General features: G+C 31.5%; 14 protein-coding genes. 8 read left to right on the top strand and 6 right to left on the bottom strand.

Going from position 1 to position 16,628, the window contains the following annotated elements; all coding sequences use genetic code 11:
* Positions 1–10: 10 nt before the first annotated feature.
* Positions 11–775 (bottom strand): rhomboid family intramembrane serine protease, encoded by a 765-nt coding sequence (locus N534_RS0101105; protein WP_369791950.1) that lies wholly within the window; start codon positions 773–775, stop codon positions 11–13.
* Positions 776–797: 22 nt separating this feature from the next.
* On the opposite strand from N534_RS0101105, the gene N534_RS0101100 reads away from it, so the two are divergent.
* Positions 798–2,069, top strand: coding sequence for a replication-associated recombination protein A (locus tag N534_RS0101100; RefSeq protein WP_028890714.1), 1,272 nt, complete (start codon positions 798–800; stop codon positions 2,067–2,069).
* 173 nt (positions 2,070–2,242) lie between these two features.
* Here the strand turns inward: N534_RS0101100 and N534_RS0101095 are convergent, their stop codons facing one another.
* The 4 genes from N534_RS0101095 to radC are packed head-to-tail and all read right to left on the bottom strand — an operon-like array spanning position 2,243 to position 5,736.
* Positions 2,243–2,989: a hypothetical protein gene (locus tag N534_RS0101095; RefSeq protein ID WP_028890713.1), complete on the bottom strand. Its 747-nt coding sequence runs from the start codon at positions 2,987–2,989 to the stop codon at positions 2,243–2,245.
* A gap of 41 nt (positions 2,990–3,030) precedes the next feature.
* Entirely contained in the window at positions 3,031–3,705 is a 675-nt protein-coding gene (locus tag N534_RS0101090; RefSeq protein WP_038005176.1) for a YjjG family noncanonical pyrimidine nucleotidase, read from the bottom strand.
* 5 nt (positions 3,706–3,710) lie between these two features.
* Complete coding sequence (locus N534_RS0101085) at positions 3,711–5,024, bottom strand: polysaccharide deacetylase family protein (protein WP_231517291.1); 1,314 nt, start codon at positions 5,022–5,024, stop codon at positions 3,711–3,713.
* A gap of 25 nt (positions 5,025–5,049) precedes the next feature.
* A complete protein-coding gene (gene radC / locus N534_RS0101080) occupies positions 5,050–5,736 on the bottom strand; it encodes a DNA repair protein RadC (protein WP_028890710.1) in 687 nt (228 codons plus the stop codon).
* Positions 5,737–5,828: 92 nt separating this feature from the next.
* Here radC and trkA point away from each other — a divergent pair, with 92 nt between their 5' ends.
* From trkA to N534_RS0101045, 7 genes are all read left to right on the top strand, one after another.
* Positions 5,829–7,175, top strand: a complete 1,347-nt coding sequence (trkA, locus tag N534_RS0101075) for a Trk system potassium transporter TrkA (RefSeq protein WP_028890709.1) — start codon at positions 5,829–5,831, stop codon at positions 7,173–7,175.
* Positions 7,175–8,674: a TrkH family potassium uptake protein gene (locus N534_RS0101070; protein WP_028890708.1), complete on the top strand. Its 1,500-nt coding sequence runs from the start codon at positions 7,175–7,177 to the stop codon at positions 8,672–8,674. Before trkA ends, N534_RS0101070 begins: the two co-directional genes overlap by 1 nt.
* Before the next feature lie 280 nt (positions 8,675–8,954).
* Positions 8,955–9,521, top strand: a complete 567-nt coding sequence (locus N534_RS0101065; RefSeq protein ID WP_028890707.1) for a phage tail protein — start codon at positions 8,955–8,957, stop codon at positions 9,519–9,521.
* Between the two features lie 151 nt (positions 9,522–9,672).
* The gene (locus N534_RS0101060) at positions 9,673–12,753 is read left to right on the top strand and encodes a T9SS type A sorting domain-containing protein (RefSeq protein ID WP_028890706.1); all 3,081 of its coding nucleotides are present in this window, start codon (positions 9,673–9,675) and stop codon (positions 12,751–12,753) included.
* Between the two features lie 17 nt (positions 12,754–12,770).
* Complete coding sequence (locus N534_RS15405; protein WP_197017687.1) at positions 12,771–12,947, top strand: hypothetical protein; 177 nt, start codon at positions 12,771–12,773, stop codon at positions 12,945–12,947.
* Positions 12,948–13,013: 66 nt separating this feature from the next.
* The gene (locus tag N534_RS0101050; RefSeq protein WP_028890705.1) at positions 13,014–14,120 is read left to right on the top strand and encodes a hypothetical protein; all 1,107 of its coding nucleotides are present in this window, start codon (positions 13,014–13,016) and stop codon (positions 14,118–14,120) included.
* Positions 14,110–15,195 (top strand): nucleotidyltransferase family protein, encoded by a 1,086-nt coding sequence (locus N534_RS0101045; RefSeq protein ID WP_028890704.1) that lies wholly within the window; start codon positions 14,110–14,112, stop codon positions 15,193–15,195. The genes N534_RS0101050 and N534_RS0101045 overlap by 11 nt, the downstream gene beginning before the upstream one ends.
* On the opposite strand, the gene murC is transcribed toward N534_RS0101045, so the two are convergent.
* Complete coding sequence (gene murC, locus N534_RS0101040; protein WP_028890703.1) at positions 15,179–16,531, bottom strand: UDP-N-acetylmuramate--L-alanine ligase; 1,353 nt, start codon at positions 16,529–16,531, stop codon at positions 15,179–15,181. The two genes, N534_RS0101045 and murC, sit on opposite strands and share 17 nt — an antisense overlap.
* Between the last annotated feature and the right edge of the window lie 97 nt (positions 16,532–16,628).

Raw genomic sequence — 16,628 nt, 5'->3', positions numbered from 1 at the left:
TTTTTTATTCTTACTCTTCATCATTTTCTTTATAAATGTACTTGTAATTAATTTCTTTTAGTTCATTTTCTTCTATAATTTCTGGTGGAATGTAATTTCCATCCTCATCAAACATCTTATCAAATTCTGTTTTAGAAAACTCAAACTTTTCTTTTACAATCCCTCTTTTTCTATATAAGAGGGCGAAAATAAATCCAGTCATTAGACCTGATAGATGCCCTTCCCAAGACATGCCTTCTTTAATTGGCAATACATACCAAACCATGCTTCCATATAAAAAAATAGTAATGAAAGAAACCGCTACAAGACGGTAGTTCTTTCTTATAATACCACTAAAAAGAACGAAACTAAAAAGTAGATACACAATCCCACTGGCTCCTATGTGATACGATTCACGAGCTATTAACCATGTTAATAATCCGGTTATCATTCCCCCATAAATCAAAACTTTCACTGAAATCTCCTTATAAAAGTAAAAAAGACATGCAGAGAGCACAAATAAAGGAACAGAATTATTAAAAAGATGATTTGTATCACTATGAATAAAAGGAGAGCAAAAAACCCCTTTTAAACCACTAAAATTTCTAGGATACACCCCAAATTTATTAAAATTCCATCCAAATTTAATTTCTAACCAATACACAAACCATATTGCAAAAACAAAAATAAGGGGAATTGTAAAAACCGTTGAAGAAAATTTTAATTGTGGCTCTGTTTTCATAAACATGAAAATAACAAAAATAAATCCAAAATAGTATTTCTGAAGTTCTGTCATAAATCTTTGCTATTTTTACAAAATGAATCAACCTTTGGCAGAAAGAATTCGTCCACAAAGTTTAGGTGACTATATTAGTCAACAACATTTGGTGGGTGAAAATGGTATTTTAACTAATCATATTAAACAAGGAATTATTCCTTCTTTAATTTTATGGGGACCTCCAGGAATTGGTAAAACTACTTTAGCAAATATTATCGCAAATGAATCAGGACGTCCTTTTTATACTTTAAGCGCTATTAGCTCAGGAGTAAAAGATGTTCGTGAAGTTATTGAAAAAGCTAAAAAAAGTGGAGGACTATTTACTCAGAAAAATCCAATTTTATTTATTGATGAAATTCACCGATTTAGTAAATCACAACAAGATTCATTATTAGGTGCTGTTGAAAAAGGTTGGGTAACTTTGGTTGGTGCTACTACAGAAAATCCAAGTTTTGAAGTTATACCTGCCCTACTCTCTCGATGCCAAGTCTATATTTTAAATTCTTTTGATAAAAATGACTTGATTGCTCTTTTACATAGAGCTATGGAAAAAGATGAAATCATTTCTCAAAAAAAAATCAATTTAAAAGAAACCGACGCTCTGCTTCAGGTTTCTGGTGGTGATGCCAGAAAACTTTTGAATATTTTTGAGTTATTGGTCGCTGCTGGTGATGAAATTGAGGTTACTAATGAATTAGTGTTATCTAAAATTCAAAAAAATACTGTTCGTTATGATAAGACTGGAGAACAACATTACGACATTGTTTCTGCCTTTATAAAATCTATAAGAGGTAGTGACCCCAATGCTGCTTTATACTGGTTAGCACGAATGATTGAAGGAGGTGAAGATGTGAAATTTATTGCTAGAAGAATGTTAATTGCAGCTTCTGAAGATATTGGCAATGCAAATCCTACGGCTTTGATTCTAGCTAATAATACTTTTCAAGCTGTTTCAGTTATTGGTTATCCAGAATCTAGGATTATTTTAAGTCAATGTGCTGTTTATCTAGCGAATTCAGCTAAAAGTAATGCTTCTTATATGGCGATTGGCGAAGCTCAAAACTTGGTAAAAACTACAGGAGATTTGTCCGTTCCTCTTCACTTAAGAAATGCTCCTACTAAACTAATGAAAGATTTAGAGTACGGAAAAGAGTATCAGTACTCGCACAACTATGCGGGGAATTTTGTGAACCAAGAATTTTTACCTGATGAAATAAAAAACACTAAATTGTACGAACCTGGAAATAATGCTCGTGAAAATCAATTTAGAGAATTGTTAAAACAACGTTGGAAGGATAAATACAACTATTAAAACCTATGGATTTAATAAAAATTAAACCTGTTTATTTGTATTTATTATCTGGAATAATACTCCCTTCTTCAATAGTCTTTAAAGAAGAAAGGAGCTATTTATATTATACTTGTTTAGTAATTGGTTTTAGCCTTTTTCTCTTAGCAGTTATTAAATATTTAAGAGAAAAATAATTAAAACTTCACTTGGTATTCTTCCGTTATTTTACCATCATTATTATAGTATTCAGCAAACCAAGAATTTCCATTTTTATATAAGATTCCGTTTTTATCTTTTATCACAAAAACATCTTTTACATTAGTTTTTAACACTTGAAAAACAACCTTTGGTTTCATGTTTACTAATTGAAATCCATTAGCTACAGGCTGTGCGAATAATTGTTCTTTAGCCTTAGCCGGCTTTTCAACAACCTCATCTGGTGTGCTTTCAACTACCTTTGATATGACAGTTACGGCTGGTACTTCTTTGTTTTTAGTTACAACATCTTCTTGTAACGGAACATATGTATATTTTAAAGCTTCAATCGATTTAAAAGCATTACGAATTGCTTCTTGATACGCTTTTTTATATTCCTTTTCTTTACTTCTACCTTCTTTTGACGTGAATACAACTTTGTTGTAACAATCAGTTAGTTCAATAACACTTTTAGTGGTAAACATACTTGATTCATCTTTTACAGTTCCTGTTAAGGCTAAACATCTATTATTAGCAATTTCTGCAGGTAACTCTTCATCATCTAAAAAAGCAGTGAATCCATATTTATTAAATAAGAATTTAGTTAATGAACTTGTTTGATATTTATCTTTTCCTTTAACAAAATCAAACTTGCTTGGTACGATTACATATTTGTAATTATTGATGGATTTCTGTGCAAAACTTGCTGTTGAAATAAACAATGCTACTAAAAGTATTCTTTTCATTTTATGTCTTATTAGTTATGATTTCTTTATTATTGATAAACTTATAAATAATTTTTTAATTCTATTAATGAGGCCACTCTCTGTACTCCATTATTTTTTGCTTCTTCTGAAAAATGGATTGCCATCATTCCTGAATTTAAAGCTCCCATTATATCTGCTTCATAACTATCTCCTATCATAATCGATTCGTGAGCTTCTGCTTCTGCCTTGCTTAAAGCAAATTCAAAAACTTTTGGATTAGGCTTTTTTACTCCAACACATTCCGAAGTAATTACTTGCTTAAAATATTTATCAATCCCTGATTTTTGAAGTTTTAAATTCTGTACCTCTTCAAAACCATTGGTTATAATATGTAAATGATATTTATTTTCTAAATATTCTAAAACTTCTACAGCATCAGAAAAAAGATAATTATAACTAGGCAAATAACGAATGTAATCTTCAGAAATTACATCAATCATATCATCAGAAACCTTATAGTTTAAAGCATCAAATGTTTCTTTTAATCTATGATACCTTAACGCTTCTTTTTCTATTTTATCTTCTCTATACAATCTCCAATATTTTAGATTTATAGGCATATATACTTCTAAAAAATCATCGATAGAAATTGCAATATTTTGCTCTTGGAAAATTTTTTGAAAAGTTAGTTTTGAATTTTTATCAAAATCCCAAAGTGTATGATCTAAATCAAAAAACAAGTGTTTTATTTCCATATTTTTTATCCTTCTTTAACTATTTTAAGCATTGAATTATACAACCTACTCCAACCTCTCCATCTCAAATAGTTGCTCAAACTTTCGTTATGGAAAACCGTAATAAAAGTACCACTGACTGCTTTTACCTCATTTTTTAAATCTCTAATTTTTCCCAGTGACTGCTTGGGTGTAAACCTCATATAGTCATTAAGCGTTGCATCCATCAACGCAAATGGAAATATTTTTAACGGCGTTTGAATTTCAAAATCTAAATCATAAAAATAAAAAGGAGTGCATGTACTTGCTCTAAAACCGACATGACTAGCATATCCCATTGAATAATCTTCTTCTATTTCTAAATCGATTAATTGCTGATAAGTTTCAGGCAACGAAACTCGTAAATAATGTTGTTTCGATCGTTTAATAGGAATATTGGTAATAGCCTCTAAACGTTCTTTTTCTTTCTTTAACAAAGAAACATCGTTCATGCTATAATATGACGGGTGCAAAGCTACCCGAGCATAATCTACCATATCTTTTATCAACAACTTGAATTTTCTTTTTGAAGCAGAAACATTGGTATCAAATGTTGTGTAATCTCCTATTAAAAAGAAAAAAATAGTTCTTACGTTATACGTTTTCTTTAATTCTATAATCTTTTCAAAAGTGTCAAACGGATCTTTTTTTAGATTGAAAAGTACCGCAAACCTATCCCAAATTGTAAAAATTTTAAATTGTGAAGCATCTTTTAAAAACCCTCCTATAGTTCTTATAAAACTTTTGTGTTTGTATGCATAGGCATTATCAACATCTATAGTTGAAATATATTGATATGCTCTTGCTTCGTTTTCAAAATCAGGAAATTTATGTTTTAAAACCTCTAAAAACTTGTATGCCCAAACATCAACTAAAGGTTTTTCTAAAAATCCGTTCTGATAAGCAATACTTTGATTTGCCGAAAAACGCCCATGTTTATCTTTAATATGTGGTAAATATTCTTCATACCTAGTAATTAAATAAAAACTAGCAGCAAAAATATCAAATGGAATTTCTGAAGCTTCAATTGCAGAAAAAAAGCAAGGTACATCATCCCATTCTTGTATATTGATTTCAACATCTTTTATACCTTGTTGAAATAACAATTCATTACTCTGAACAAAAAATTCTTTACCTAAAGGAACGTTAGTATATGAAAATTTTGGTCCGTTAAAAGCAACAAACTCTTCTACTTTACCTGTAAAATCTATTTCAACCTGTAAAATGCGTGTAAAAATTTGTTTGAAAACATAACGAACTCGAGGAGTAACTTTATGGGTGTAAATCAGTATCATACTCATTAGATATTAGTTGTAAAACCTACAACTACAAAATACTTTCATCTGCAAAGCTAAAATACGCTTTTTCAGTAATAATTAAATGATCTAACAATTTAATATCTAAAGTCTCCCCTGCTCTTTTTATTTTATGAGTTAGCTCTATATCCGACTTACTAGGCTCTAACTTTCCTGATGGATGATTATGGCATACTATAATTCCTATAGAAGATAACTCGAGTCCTCTTTTATACAATAAGCGTATATCTACCAATGTAGCCGTAAATCCGCCCTTACTTAATTGATGTTTTGCTAAAACTTTGTTCGAATTGTTTAGGTACAACACCCAAAACTCCTCATGCTGTAAATCTCCTATTAATGGTAGCATAATTTTTGCAACATCTTTAGAGCTACTTATTTTTGGTGTTACTACTTTTTCTTCAAACTGTCTTCTTTTTCCAAATTCTAAAGCAGTAACTATTGATATTGCTTTAGCCTCACCTATTCCTTTAAACTTCATTAATTCTTCTACAGATAGCTTAGCCAACGAACTTAAATCATTATTTACTGACACTAAAATTCTTTTAGCCAATCCAACAGCACTTTCATCTCTATTGCCTGACCCTATTAAAATTGCTATTAACTCTGCATCCGACAAAGTTGATTTTCCTTTTAACAATAGCTTTTCTCTTGGCCTATCATCTAAAGCCCATGATTTAATTGAAATCTTTTTCATCTTTTTTCTTGGTAGATTTATAAAGATAACATTTTTTGCACAACCAAAAGAAGCACAGTATCTTTGCAGTCAGTCTTTTTTTAAATTTTACTATGAAGATTATAATAGCCGGGGCTGGAGACGTTGGTTTTCATTTGGCTAAACTCCTTTCTTACGAAGCTCAAGACACCTATGTAATAGATTTTGACGGTGAAAAATTAGAGTACCTAAACAATCACCTAGATGTTATCACTAAAAAAGGTGACGCTACCTCAATTAAACTTCTAAAAGAAATAGGAGTTAGTTCGGCTGACCTATTATTAGCTGTTACTGAGAGCCCTAATACAAATTTCACTATTTCAGTAATAGGAAAAGCACTAGGCGTAAAAAAAACTATTGCTAGAATTAGTAATCCTGAGTTTTTAGATAATCCTTGTATTAATTTTAAAGATTATGGGGTAGATTTTATGATTTCTCCTGAAGAATTAGCTGCAGAAGAAATTAAATCACTCCTACATCAGTCTTCATTTAACGATACCGTTGCCTTTGAAAATGGTGTTTTTAACATTATGGGGACAACTTTAGGATATAAATCACCTATTCTTGATCTTACAGTAAAAGAGACGAAAGAAAAATATTGTTTAGTAGATTTTATTACTATAGCTATAAAGCGTGAAGGTACCTCTCAAACAATAATTCCAAGAGGAGATACCGAATATAAAATAAACGATCAAGTTTATTTTTCTGTCCCTAAATATAGTATTGATAAGCTTTACCCTATTATTGGTAAAGATCATATAGATATTACTAACGTAATGATTTTAGGAGGGAGTCGTGTTGGGCGAAAAACAGCTAGAAAACTCTGTAACGATAACTTTAAAGTCAAGCTTATTGAAAAAGACAAAGACAAAGCTTTACAACTAGCAGAAGATCTTCGCAACACTCTGGTTATTTATGGAGATGGTAGAGATTTGGAATTGTTAGAAGAAGAAAGCATTAGAGAAATGGATGCTTTTGTAGCTGTAACAGGTGATTCTGAAACAAACATTATGTCTTGCCTCGTAGCAAAATCTAAAGGAGTTAAAAAAACAGTTGCTTTGGTTGAAAATATGGATTATATAAATATTTCTCAAACCATAGGAATTGATACTCTAATTAATAAAAAACTAATCGCTGCTAGTAATATTTTCCGCCATATTAGAAAAGGAGAAATTGTTGCCTTAGCTAACTTACATAATGTTGACGCTGAAGTTTTTGAATTTGAAGTAAAACCTAACGCAAAAGTTACCAAAAAAATAATTCGTGAATTACGCTTTCCCAGAGAAGCTATTATTGGAGGTGTTATTAGAAATGGCGAGCCTTTAATGTCTTTTGGAGATTTTCAATTACAAAGTGGAGACAAGGCTATTGTTTTTTGTTTACCTGAAGCAATAACAATTGTAGAAGATTTATTTAACTAATGGGAAATCTTAATCTAAAATTAGTTTATCGCTTTTTAGGAGTTACAGCTATCCTTAACGGGTTATTTATGTGGCTAGCACTTCCTGTTAGTATTTATTATAATGAAACTGCTAAATTAGGGATTTTAAACGCAGGAATAATTACAATTACCCTTGGTGCTTTACTCTACTTTTTTAATAAACCAGACAACAATAATATTCATAAAAAAGAAGGGTACCTTATTGTAACTCTTGGATGGTTAACATTATCTTTTACAGGAATGTTACCTTATTTACTTACTGAAACTATTCCAAGTGTTACCAATGCATTTTTTGAAACAATATCTGGGTATTCAACAACTGGTTCTTCTATTTTAACTGATATTGAATCAATGCCAAAAGGAATTTTATTTTGGCGTAGTGCTACTCACTGGATTGGTGGTATGGGAATTATTGTTCTTACTATTGCTATTTTACCTTTATTAGGTATTGGGGGAATGCAGCTTTTTATGGCAGAGGCTCCTGGGCCTTCAGCTGATAAATTACATCCAAGAATTACCGATACAGCTAAACGTTTATGGTTAATTTATGTTTTATTAACTGCTGTTGAGTTTTTACTATTAAAGGTAGCTGGAATGACTTGGTTCGATGCTATAAACCATGCAATGGCTACGGTAAGCACTGGTGGATTTTCAACCAAAAATGCAAGTGTTGCCCATTGGAATGATACTCCTTTAATTCAATACATCATCATCTTTTTTATGTTTATAGCTGGTACTAATTTTGTACTTACCTATTTTGCATTAAAAGGTAAAGTGAGAAAAGTTATACAAAGCGAAGAGTTTAAATATTATTTATTTGGAATTATTGGTATTTCTGCTATTGTTGCTGTAATGATTATATTTTTTCAAGATCCTAATTTACAAACAACCATAGCGCACCCAAAAGTATGGGGAGAAGTAGAAAGTGCTATTCGCCATTCATTATTCTCTGTAATTTCAGTAGTTACAACTACAGGTTTTGTTACTGCCGATTTTACCATGTGGAGCTTTTTTGTTACCGCTATATTTTTCTCTCTATTTTTCTTAGGTGGCTCAGCAGGATCTACCTCTGGAGGGGTAAAAATTGTTCGACACATTATAATGCTGAAAAACAGTTTTTTAGAGTTTAAAAAATCACTACACCCAAATGCTATAATCCCTGTTCGTTATGATGGTAAAGCTGTGAATCAAACGATTATATTTAATGTACTTTCATTTTTTATCCTATACATGTTAATATTTATAATAGGTACAGTTGTGTTAGCTCTTTTAGGTTTAGACATAAAATCTGCTTTAGGTGCCTGTGCTTCTTCCTTAGGTAATATTGGACCTGCCATAGGTAGTGTTAGTCCTGTAGATAATTTTAATCATTTATCAGCAGGCGCAAAATGGTTTTGTTCTTTTTTAATGTTAATTGGTCGTTTAGAGCTATTTACTGTGTTAATTTTATTGACTCCTTTCTTCTGGAGAAAAAACTAACTTAGCTAATACACTTACCAATAAATAAGATTTCTCCTTAAACGTATATACCTTAAAAATATACGTTCGCATATCAATCAAACACGCTTAAACAATAGAATTAAAGTTTAGTTTAGTTTGTCTTTAAATTTGATTTTAGAAAAAAATATTCAATATTTAGTAATTTCACAAACTTGCAACAAACAATGTAATTAACAAATAATTAGATAGTTACGTGAAACGCATTGTTTTTTTTACTAAATTGTTGATCTAAACACTAACTACTAAACTTTTATTACTTATGGATCCATTTATAGGAGAAATTGTTATGTTCGGAGGAAACTTTGCTCCAAGAGGTTGGGCATTATGCGACGGCCAATTATTACCAATATCACAAAACACTGCTTTATTTTCAATTTTAGGAACCACTTATGGTGGAGACGGAAGAACAACTTTTGCTTTACCTGATTTAAGAGGTAGAGCCCCAATAGGTCCTAGACAGGGACCTGGTTTATCTGATTATAGATTAGGTCAAAGAGGAGGGGCACAAACTAACATTTTAAATGTAACCCAAATTCCTAGCCATAATCATGCTGCGACAGGGACCGTTAAAGCTTCAAGCTCTGACGGAACTACAAACGACCCTACAGGAAATGTTTTAGCCACTGGAAAAGCCCCGATAGATAGATCTAATATAGTTGATGCTAACATCTATACTAGTCCAGCCCCAAATACTAACATGGCTGCAAATGAAGTAACTGTTACTGTTGGAAATACAGGAGGAAATCAACCAATAAACAATTTGCAACCTTATTTGGCTGTTAATTACATTATTGCTTTAGTTGGTATTTTTCCTTCTAGAAACTAATTATAATTAACTTTTAAAATAGATAAACAAGCATTGATATATAATGTATCAATGTTTGTTTTTACTCAAAAAGCTTCAATAAAGAAACACTACCTCTCTGTTAATAACGTTTTTATTGAATTTATATGACTCATTTACAAATTAAGGCATTATGAAACAAAGCTATTTTATCTCGTATATATTATTTTTTATATACTCTATTACAATTAACTCTTCTTTTGCACAAACAACTTATACTTTTTCAGCACTAGGTAGTAGTAGTAATGGTTTTAAAACAATAACAACAAGTCCATCGGGAGCAAATATTATTGTTTCTGATAATATGACTTTTTACAATCCAATAATAACAGTTGGTGTTTCCAGTACCGCTAGTTTTACCTGTACTATTAAGGGAGATGGTGTTAATACAGGAACATTTACTTTTGATGATATGTTATGGGGACCGTTCACTGGTTCGAGAACTTTAACTAATACTCAAATTGTCTTTAAAGATTCTTCTGGTAATACTATTGATACATGGACTCTTTCAGCTGCCTATCAAGTCCTTTTAAGTTTTGATTCGGAGGTCTCCGCTAAAACAATTTTTGGTGAAACTAATTCAGTAGCTAATGTTGCTGAAGTTATAATTACTGCCGACTTAGATGGATCCTCAAATTCTGATAATATTGAGTTTAAAAACATAACATTAAGTTCAATTACTGCACCTGTAATAAACACAGCACCAGTAATTGGAGGTACAAGTGCTGGTCAAAGTGTAAATGATAATAGCACTATTGCTCCTTTTTCTAGTATTACAACCATGGATGCAGATGATGATAATTTATCTGCTACTATTACTTTAGATAATGATGCAAAAGGAATACTAACAGGTACAGGGCTTTCTGGTTCTGGTCCTTATACTATAGCGAGTACTACACCTACTGATTTACAGTCAAAACTAAGAGCTTTATCTTTCAACCCAACTGACAACAGAACAGCTACTTCAGAAACAACCACTTTTACAGTAGTTATTAATGATGGTACCACTGATGATACGGACAACACTACAACTGTAATTTCAAATGCAGTTGCACCTACTGTTTCTAGTGTGAGTGTACCTGCCAATGCTACTTATGTTACGGGACAAAACTTAGATTTCACTGTTAACTTTAATGAAAATGTAACCGTTAATACTACAGGAGGAATACCACAAATAGCTATTACTATCGGAGCTACCACACGCCAAGCAACTTATATTAGTGGCAGCGGAACAAGTTCTTTAGTTTTTAGACACACAATTCTTACAGGAGATCTTGACACTGACGGTATTGCTGTTGGTTCGTTAGCTGCCAATGGAAGCACTTTAAAAGATGCTGGAGGAAAAGATGCAAACCTGACTTTAAATAGTATAGGTTCTACAGCCGCTGTTTTAGTAGATGCTGTTTCTCCAACTGTTACAAGTGTTAGTGTTCCTATAAACGGTAATTATCTTACAGGTCAAAACTTGGACTTTACTGTAAATTTTGATGAGAATATAACTGTAAATACTACAGGGGGAACTCCTCAAATAGCTATCACTATTGGAGCCACTACGCGTCAAGCAGCTTACCAAAGCGGAAGCGGAACTAGTGCCTTAGTTTTTAGATACACAGTACAATCAGGTGATTCAGATACTGATGGTATAGCTGTTGGTACATTAGCTGCAAATGGAGGGACGTTAAAAGATACCGCTTCTAACGATGCTGTTTTGACATTAAACAGTGTAGGTAGTACCACCAATGTTCTTGTTGGTATAGGAACCGTTACTTGGACAGGGTCTACTGATGACAATTGGAATACAGCTTCAAACTGGGATCTTAATGTAGTTCCTCCAACCAATGCAAATGTTGTTGTTCCTTCTGGTTTATCAAATTATCCAACTGCCTACTCTGCAGTTACCTTTAACTCATTAACCATAAACAGTGGTGCTTCATTTATACCACAAAGTACTGTTACTGGTACTGTTACTTATAAAAGAAGTTTACCAACTACATTATGGTACTTGGTATCACCTCCTGTTGCTGGTGAAACTTTAGAGGATATTATTGCTAACCATACCTTGGCTAGTGGAAGTGGTGGTAATTTAGGGTTAGCTCCTTATAGTAATATTACTGGACCTGCATGGTTATACGCTCAAAGTGGTAGTACAGGAACAATAACTAATGGAACAGGTGTTTCTATTAAGTTAGCCACTCCTGGAGAGGCTTCAATAAGTGGAACAGCTAATACTTCTAATATTGCTAAAGCAATTACTACAGGTAGTAGAACTAATTACAACCTTGTAGGGAATCCGTATACATCTTACATTAACTCTGCTAATTTTGCAGCTGCGAATACAGCTATACTTACTAGTGAGACCATTTGGTTATGGAACGGAACACAATACACTACCCGAAACGCAGCTAACCCAATTGAAATTGCTCCTGGTCAAGCTTTCTTTGTGGAAGCTGCAGCAAGTAACAATCTTATCTTTGCTTTCTCTAATCAAAGTCATCAAAATTCAGATACATTCATGAAGCAAGAACCTATTCCTTCAATTGAATTATCTGTCGAAAATGGTAACACAAAAAGATCTACACAAGTCTTTTATATTTCAGGAAAAACTACAGGCTATGATAGAAGTTATGATTCGAAAATGTTTGGAGAAGATACTTCTGGTTTAGCTATTTTTACTGAGTTACTCACCAATAACCAAGGAAAACAATTAGCTATTCAAACATTACCAAATAATGATTATGAAAACATGATAATTCCTGTTGGTTTAAGAGCTTTAAGCGGTAAAGAAATAACTTTTTCTGCAGATATTAAAAACTTACCAGATAACTTAAATGTGTACTTAGAAGATAAAGTGAATAATACATTTACCAACTTGTCGGAGAAAGAGTATACCATAACACTTAATAACAACTCAAACTCTACAGGTCAATTTTATTTACATACTAGTGCTAAAAGTTCAAGTCCAACTTTACCGAATGAAACAAAAGGTATTGAATTATTTAAACCTAAAAACAGCCAAGTTATTATAGTTAAAGGACTTCAAAGTAAAAATGCTACTTTAAAAATATTTTCTTTATCAGGTAAGCAAGTTTTTGATACTGTTATTAATTCTAACGGTTACTCTGAAATTTCAATTCCTAAACTAGCTTCAGGTGTTTATCTTGTTGAGTTAGTTTCAGATCTAGGCAAAATTCCTGCTAAAATTATTTTAGACTAATTTAAACTCTAAGAATCATGAAAAAACAAACTGAAAACAACAATAAAGATATAACTAGAAAAGAGGCTTTAAAAAAAATAGGCAGCTACAGTAAATATGCAGCTTTAACAGCTTTAGGTACTTATATAATCTTAAACCCTCAAAAAGCACAGGCACAAAGCCCAGCTCCAGAAGGTCCAGGGCAAGATTTTTAATATCAAAGAATAATTTCACTCTAAAACCTCGAGAAATTCTCGAGGTTTTATTACTTTTATAAGTACATGACTAATAAACAAATAGAGAACAAGCAAGTTGTTTGGTTTCAAGACAATAATGAATATCTTGTTGTAGAACCTTTGGTTGCCGAAATATTATCTCTTTTAAACAAAAAAATCAGTAAAAAAGAAATTGTTTCTCAAATAACTAAGCAAGTTAACATACCTTCTCAAAAAGCAGTAGAACTTGTTACTGATATTGAAGCTTTACTTATTTCTTCAGAAAATAAAAACAATAAAAAGCTAATACCTGTAACTAAGTCTAAAACTTTTGAGGTTATAAAATACTATAGTATAAACAGTTTGATATTTAAAGCAAGTTACGCTTCTGATGCCGAAGCTTTCTTAATACATCCAAAATTTGCTCATTTAGAAGTTGAAAATATTACTAATATCAATCATCTATTTGAAGTATATAGTAACGACAATGCTATTTCTTTTTCTGTTGACAATACCCTTATTGGTACCTGGAACTTAAAAGAAGTGCATTACTTTCAAGGGAAGTTTTCAATGGAGTTAGTACAGAAAATACATCAAAAAAATGAAGAAGAATGGATAGGTACTTTTCATGCTTCAGCAGTTAGTAACAATGATAATTCTATTTTATTTTTAGGTGATTCTGGAAATGGAAAGAGTACTTCTTTAGCATTATTACAAGCCAATGGCTTTACTTGTTTAGCTGATGATTTTGTACCTGTTGATAATTCTTTAAATGTACACAGCTTTCCTTCTGCCATATCTATTAAAAAGAATAGTTTAGAAACGCTACTTCCAATCTATCCTGAATTAAAAACATCTGCTGAATATCATTTTAAAAAGCTAAATAAAATTGTTCGCTACTTACCTACAAACAATTATGATTATTCACTAAATCTTCCTTGTAAAGCTCTAATTTTCATTAAATATCAAAAAGACAGTGACTTAATCATTAATAAAATTTCAAGCATTACAGCTTTCGAGCAGTTGATTCCTGATTCTTGGTTATCTCCATTACCTCAAAATGCTGAGCTATTTTTAGATTGGTTTGAAAAATTGCCTTGTTATCAGCTAACTTATTCAAATAATGAAAAAATGATTTCAACTGTAAAAAAAATATTTGCTGATGAATTATAAAGAAACATTGTTATTTATTGCTAGGTGTTTAACCATAACACATGAAAGAATTCATCAAGAATTAATAGAAGAAACAATTAAATCGGGATTAATTAATTGGGATGCTGTAGTTAAAGTAAGTACAGGTCAATATGTATTTCCAGCTTTGTATTGTAATTTAAAACGAGCTGATTTATTACACTATCTACCTGTTGATTTAGTTGAATATATGAAGCATATTACCGATTTAAACAGAGAACGTAATCAACAAATCATAAAAGAAGCTAAAGAAATCAACGAGCTTTTACTCTCAAACAACATCACTCCTGTTTTTTTAAAAGGAACAGGTAATTTATTAGAAGATCTATACGAAGATATTGCAGAACGTATGGTGGGTGATATTGATTTTTTGGTAGATAAAAAACATGTTAAAACCACTTTTGGAATCCTAAAAAAAAACGGTTACACAAATAAAGTTTCTGAGCTTTTTGAAGACCACAGACATATACCCAGAATTACTCATCCAAATAAAATAGCTGCTTTAGAAATTCATAAAGAAATGTTACGAAAGGAAAAAGCTACATTTTTTAATTATGAAACTGTAGAAAATTCTCTCCTTACAACTAATAACATTACAGTTCTCTCTTATGAAAACCAAATTAAGCTAACCGTGTTTTCTAAATTGATTAATGATAATGCTTACTTTTTAAAAAACATTAACCTCAGAGGAGCTTACGATGTTTTTTTATTAGGTTATAAATTAAAAGTAAAAACTGAAGTATTTGATAACAATCTTTCTAAAGAGCTAAATGCTGGCTTAGATTTATACTGTAACCTTTTATCAAAACCTCAAAATCTTGAATACACTTCGGATAAAAAAAGCCAACAATATGTTGTAGATTGTTTCCAAAATTTAACTCCTAATCGATATAACAAAACCGAAAAAAGGGTTTTAAAATTCTATGTAAAATCAATTACAAGACTTCAAATCTTATTTAAATCTTTATTTAACAAGTCTTACTTTCTGTTTGTTATCTCTAAAATAACAGATATAAACTGGATAAAAACAAAACTAGGTTTTAAACCAAACTCTTAACCTCTTCAAAGTCTAATCCACCATAATTACCAGAGCTCATTAACAACAAGGCTGTATTATCTATGTCTTGGCTGAATAAAAACTCTTTAAACTCTTGTGGATTCGTATAAATTATTAAATCATCTCGTTCAAAAGCCTTCGCTATTTGCTCTTTTGTAACCTCTTCTAATTGTTTAATTTTTACTGCATGTGGAGAGTAAAAAACAACTGCTTTGTCTGCCTTATCTAAAGCGCCTTTATATTCCGATAAAAATTCAGCATTTAAACTAGAATATGTATGTAACTCTAAACATGCTAACAAAGTTCTATCTGAATATTGATTTTTAACCGCTGCAGTAGTTGCTGCTACCTTAGATGGCGAGTGTGCGAAATCTTTAAACACAACAGCTGATAAATTTTCAGCAATCTTTTCTAATCGCTTACTCGCTCCTTTAAAACTAGCTATAGCTTCGTAAAACTCGTCTTCATCAATTCCCATGTGCTGACAAATCCATTTTGCTCCTGCTAAATTCTGTAAATTATGCTCTCCAAATATTTCCAATGGTAAATCTCCTTCTGATGTCTCTAAATAGGTTATTCCATTTTCTATAAAATAATCAGGAGTTTTGTATGGATATTTTTTTATTGGGTGCGTTGAGCTTTCAACTACATCTTTTAAAATGGCATCTTCTTCATTATACACCATTATTCCTCCGTTAGTAAGTGAATCTGTAAAAATTGAAAACTGTTCTACATAATTTTCAAACGTTGGAAACACATTGATATGATCCCAAGCAATACCACTCAACAATGCAATATTTGGTTTGTACAGATGGAACTTCGGGCGCATATCTATAGGTGAACTCAAATACTCATCTCCTTCCAACACAATAAACTCGTTTTCTTCAGTTAAATGTACCATAGTGTCAAAACCATCTAACTGTGCCCCTACCATATAATCTACTTCTCTATCATGATAATTCAACACATGTAGAATCATAGACGTTATAGTTGTTTTCCCATGAGAACCACCTATAACCACACGTGTTTTATCTTTAGACTGTTCATATAAAAACTCTGGATACGAATAAATTTTCAACCCTAATTCTTCTGCTCTTAACAGCTCTGGATTGTCTTTTTTAGCGTGCATTCCTAAAATTATAGCATCTAAGTCGGTAGTGATTTTTTCTGGATACCATCCAAACTCTTCTGGCAACAACCCTTTGTTTGCTAAACGGGTTTTTGACGGATCATGAATCGTATCATCACTTCCTGTTATTTGGTATCCTTTTTGTTGTAAAGCAATAGCTAAATTATGCATTGCACTACCTCCAATGGCTATAAAATGAATTCTCATATATTAAGTTATCTGTAGTGTATAAAAACCCAAAAATACAAAACCAAGTAAGAATTTTAAGTATCTTTAAATCGAAACTCATTGAAAAGTTACATAC

It is taken from the genome of Tenacibaculum sp. 47A_GOM-205m (assembly GCF_000518405.1).
Lineage (GTDB): Bacteria > Bacteroidota > Bacteroidia > Flavobacteriales > Flavobacteriaceae > Polaribacter > Polaribacter lutimaris.
The sequence above is the reverse complement of the archived record's forward strand: the minus strand, read 5'-3'. Positions and strand labels throughout refer to the sequence as shown.

Bases quoted from the DNA above. Each gene is read 5' to 3' on its own strand.
- N534_RS0101070 (WP_028890708.1), top strand. From the start codon at position 7,175: ATGGGAAATCTTAATCTAAAATTAGTTTATCGCTTTTTAGGAGTTACA.
- N534_RS0101045 (WP_028890704.1), top strand. From the start codon at position 14,110: ATGAATTATAAAGAAACATTGTTATTTATTGCTAGGTGTTTAACCATA.
- trkA (WP_028890709.1), top strand. From the start codon at position 5,829: ATGAAGATTATAATAGCCGGGGCTGGAGACGTTGGTTTTCATTTGGCT.
- N534_RS0101090 (WP_038005176.1), bottom strand. From the start codon at position 3,705: ATGGAAATAAAACACTTGTTTTTTGATTTAGATCATACACTTTGGGAT.
- N534_RS15405 (WP_197017687.1), top strand. From the start codon at position 12,771: ATGAAAAAACAAACTGAAAACAACAATAAAGATATAACTAGAAAAGAG.
- murC (WP_028890703.1), bottom strand. From the start codon at position 16,531: ATGAGAATTCATTTTATAGCCATTGGAGGTAGTGCAATGCATAATTTA.
- N534_RS0101085 (WP_231517291.1), bottom strand. From the start codon at position 5,024: ATGAGTATGATACTGATTTACACCCATAAAGTTACTCCTCGAGTTCGT.
- N534_RS0101095 (WP_028890713.1), bottom strand. From the start codon at position 2,989: ATGAAAAGAATACTTTTAGTAGCATTGTTTATTTCAACAGCAAGTTTT.
- N534_RS0101060 (WP_028890706.1), top strand. From the start codon at position 9,673: ATGAAACAAAGCTATTTTATCTCGTATATATTATTTTTTATATACTCT.
- radC (WP_028890710.1), bottom strand. From the start codon at position 5,736: ATGAAAAAGATTTCAATTAAATCATGGGCTTTAGATGATAGGCCAAGA.
- N534_RS0101050 (WP_028890705.1), top strand. From the start codon at position 13,014: ATGACTAATAAACAAATAGAGAACAAGCAAGTTGTTTGGTTTCAAGAC.
- N534_RS0101100 (WP_028890714.1), top strand. From the start codon at position 798: ATGAATCAACCTTTGGCAGAAAGAATTCGTCCACAAAGTTTAGGTGAC.
- N534_RS0101105 (WP_369791950.1), bottom strand. From the start codon at position 775: ATGACAGAACTTCAGAAATACTATTTTGGATTTATTTTTGTTATTTTC.
- N534_RS0101065 (WP_028890707.1), top strand. From the start codon at position 8,955: ATGGATCCATTTATAGGAGAAATTGTTATGTTCGGAGGAAACTTTGCT.